Source organism: Sediminibacterium sp. C3 (genome assembly GCF_000508085.1).
Lineage (GTDB): Bacteria > Bacteroidota > Bacteroidia > Chitinophagales > Chitinophagaceae > Sediminibacterium.
In genome coordinates this window covers 3,189,350-3,193,395 of the sequence record NZ_KI669560.1, presented here as the reverse complement: position 1 = coordinate 3,193,395, position 4,046 = coordinate 3,189,350, and the positions used below count along the sequence as shown (strand labels likewise).

The following is a 4,046-nucleotide window of genomic DNA, read 5'->3' as shown; positions in this document are numbered from 1 at the left end:
GCAAACGAACTTGTTCTTCCAGGGCTTCTAGTTCTGGATTACGAACCTTTACATACGATTGAAGATTGGCTACACCTCCTTCATTAAAATTCTCCTTCCACCGCCTAAATACCGTTGGGGAAAGATTGTGTTTGCGTAAGGTTGCACTTACACCTATTTGATCTGCTTCATTGATGATTGACAGTTTCTCCGAAGCCGAGAAACTCCTTCTTGACTTTGACATGATTCCTAAATTTAGTGACTTAATTGTTGTTACAATCTTGTCCAGCTATTTAGGGGGTCAATACATTATTTAATGTAACTGTTAGAGTACCTACCAATATCGAAATTCCTATGATTCATGCAACAGGATTTTCCGACTATGAACTTTGGGTATTCATTGCATCAGTACTATCTAATTTGACATTTGCATTTTTAATATTCTTTGCACAGAATACAGACACAACTAAAAATAACTTATTGTTATCTGTAACAATTCTTTTTGGATTTCTATTTGCATTATCTTGTTATCAATCTTTTACAAGGAGAAAAAAGTTAACATCTAATACAACTGTTATAAAAATCTAAAAAACTTTTGTCAATACAGGGGTTTTTTATCTTATTTTCTTTGACAACGACACCGTATAAATTATACCTAAGTGTTATGTCAACAACAATTTCTGGAGTCCCTGTAATTTTCAGAGAGTAATCCTCAGACCTTAATGAGATTGAATTTTCCATAAATAAAACCTTTATACAACATTGGGTTTTGTGCAAGTAGGGCTTGACACAATAACAATGTAGCTTTTGTTAATTCTATTCAACTTTAGTCTTGGGCTTGAGGAATAAAGCCGAACAGAGAAATTTGTTTTTATCTTTTTATTAAAGCCCAACAGATCCTTTGGCAGACGGTTTTCAACGTCCTACCTGCACAAAGCCCTCACCGTTAGATGCCATTCTATGACAGGAACTTGCAAACTTTATGATTTAGAAGAAGACCTGAGAGAAAGTCATATTTATCCAAAATTTATAATTGACTACTTCAGATCAACAGGCTCGAAGTTTATGAGAAGTTTTACGGAGCCAAACAGAAGAATGCAAGATGGAATAAAGTTGTATCTGTTATCTGAAAAAGCTGAGCAAAAGTTTAGTACAAGTGAAAAATGGTTTGCAGAAAACATTTTTAGGCCATACCAAGACCAAAACCAAAAAACACTCGTCTATAATGACAACTTGTACTATTTCTCACTATCGTTTTTATGGAGGATACTTTTATTGAACTTGTCAGATCCGGAAATATCTAAACAACCGTATTACAAGTTATTATGCGAGACACAAGCAGATTGGAAATTGTTTTTACGCGATTATAAATATCCTCAGTTTGACAGAATATATCTATTTCTTACAGACAGAGTTGTATCTCATAATCTGGACATCAAAGGAGTAGATTATTATATGACGAGGGCGCTCGATGGTACAATTGTGAGCAATGACTCCAATACGTTTATTGCAGTTTATGGGAAGTTTTTAAAGTTCGCTTTTTGGGGAGTATTAAAAGGTGCTAATGATGAAGCTAAAATTGCAGATCTAAGAATTAATCCAACAACTGGAAACTTAAAGACACCACAGAATTTTGAAGATCAAACCATGATAAGTTTTTTTTATAATCGAATCAAGCAACTCGATTTTAACAATTTGACATCAGACAAACAACAGGAGAAAATTTTAAAAGAGGTTATGAAAGACAAGGAGTCATTTCTATACTCTGATGCAGGTAAATCAATTCTCAATGACCTCCAAAATCTGGATAAGAAAAACGGCTGCTAACATTGCATTTGCAATAGGATGGCCGGGAATTGAAACAATCGGCTTCAAAACATTTCTAATCAATTGTTTCGGCAGACATTACTCTGTTGGTCATTAGTTCTTAACTTGAGCATCAGTTTTTAAATTTAGCATTTGTACCAGGCTGCCAGTTCGCTAGTGCCATGCCATCGAAAATGCTTTATCGTTATAGGCAATTAAATACAACATATGGACACTATTGAATTTTATAAACTAGTTGATAGACAAATTGACCTTTTAATTAAAAAGTTTAAGGAAAATCCATATTTAAAAAAACAGAAAAATGAAGATGGCAGAAAATCATTCGCTTTTTTACTTTGGTTTCTTTACAGATATTCACCAGGTCTTTCAAGTATAGAAACATACATTACGGATGGACAAGATGATGCCTCATGCGATATTATTTTTGAGAATAAAGACAATTTTGGTCGAAAGGTTTTTTATGTTGTTCAATCGAAATGGAATAGCGAATCTAATGTTAAGGGTGCAAGCGGAGTAACTAAAGAAATTAAGGCTTGTTTGAGTGATTTTACAATCATTGCACGTGGAAAAAAAACAACTTCGACCATAAATATAAATTTCAATAAAAAATATGAGGAATTACTTGAGCATATCAGTACCAGTGGCGAAACAAAATTTATTTTTTTGACATTAGCAAAAGGGAAACATGATGCTCAAGACAATATAAATGCTTTTAATGAAGACTATCCTTTTGAAATTATAAATATAGATAGATTAAAAAGAGATTATGTTGAGATGGTCTATAAAGGGGCTAAAACACACAACCCGATTGAGACACCATACATACCCAAAGGAAATATTGAAATTGAATTCATTCAAGATAACAATATTTTTATAGAAGGCCCTTACATTTCATATATACTTTTAGTAAGACCAAAACTAATATTTGAACTTTTTAGTAAGTATGGATTTGCTTTGTTTTATAACAATATAAGAAATCCACTTTTTAAGTCAAATTTTAATGAGAACATTGCCTCAACAATAAAAGATAACCCATTTCAATTTTGGTATTTTAATAATGGTGTAACAGCTATTTCAGATCATATAAACAAAATTAGAACTGGTAGCAAAAAGGTAACAGTAACAGGGCTACAAATAATTAACGGAGCTCAAACTGTATTTTCAATTTACAACTCATATAAAAATGCTAGTCCAAGTGATCGAGCAAAAATGGATTCAGATGCAGTAATCTCTTTTCGATTATTAAAATCTGGTGGAAAGGATTTCGATTTAAATGTTACTAGATACACTAATTCACAAAATCCAGTCAGTGAGAGAGATTTTCATGCAAATGATGAAATCCAAATTCAATTGCAAAATGACTTTCTCGATAATACAGGAATTTGGTATGAAAGGCGAAGAGGAGAATTTAGAACTAAACATAAAGGTACTTCTATTATACCCAATGAAGACATTGGTCAAACTTATTTAGCATATTCATTACAGGATCCTTTGTCTGCAAAAGGAAAAATCAAACTTCTGTTTATATCTGAAACTATAAATAAAGAAGGCTTATACGAAAAAGTATTTAATAATAAGACTAAATACGATGACATGCTATCATCGTACTTACTTTACGTGTATATTGAAAAAAGGAAAGCAGAAGTAAATCGGAAAATAAAGAATATAGAACCCAATTCTGATGGCTCATATAATTCAAGTGACCAACTGACCTTGCAACTTGAGTTCATACTTCATGCTAGCTTTCACTATCTTACTTTCTTCAATATTGTTCTTTTGAAAAAATATGATAGTAAAAGCCTAAATGGAATTATTCATACAAAATTTAAGAATGATAAACTGGAAGAGATAGAATCAATATACAATGACATAACTGACAAGGTGAAAAAGACAATTAACATAACAAAAATGAAAGATGAGAGATTTACATATACAAAGTACTTCAAATCTGCCGATAGCTTAAAATTAAAAGACCTATTTTAGCTGCCTATAACATGAACTGTGCATAAAAACAAATAAAAAATTACCTTTTTAATGTAAAGTTGAACAGTAGTTAGGTTGGTAAAGTGAATTGTTTTTAACTACAGCAAATACTTGTTTTAATAGTTTGTTCATAACGGCGATTAGTGCTTGTTTCCCAGTTTTTCCATTAGCTTTAAGTCTGTCAAAAAGTTGTTTACAAGCCTCATTTGTTTGTTTGGCATTCATGGCACACATATATAAAACATCTCGAATTGGTT

At 31.9% G+C, this 4,046-nt stretch carries 3 protein-coding genes and 1 pseudogene; 2 read left to right on the top strand and 2 right to left on the bottom strand.

The genetic code is table 11. The features are described 5' to 3' along the window. Window positions 1–223: transposase (locus tag F777_RS16995; RefSeq protein WP_037369596.1), on the bottom strand; the 223-nt coding region annotated here is incomplete at its 3' end. A 716-nt stretch (window positions 224–939) separates the two neighbouring features. Here F777_RS16995 and F777_RS0114960 point away from each other — a divergent pair. Next, a complete protein-coding gene (locus F777_RS0114960) occupies window positions 940–1,806 on the top strand; it encodes a hypothetical protein (RefSeq protein ID WP_152530934.1) in 867 nt (288 codons plus the stop codon). Between the two features lie 207 nt (window positions 1,807–2,013). Further along, a complete protein-coding gene (locus F777_RS16990) occupies window positions 2,014–3,789 on the top strand; it encodes an AIPR family protein (protein WP_051408645.1) in 1,776 nt (591 codons plus the stop codon). 48 nt (window positions 3,790–3,837) lie between these two features. Here the strand turns inward: F777_RS16990 and F777_RS18055 are convergent. Continuing rightward, a pseudogene (locus tag F777_RS18055) lies at window positions 3,838–4,046 on the bottom strand (IS110 family transposase); the annotation flags it as partial.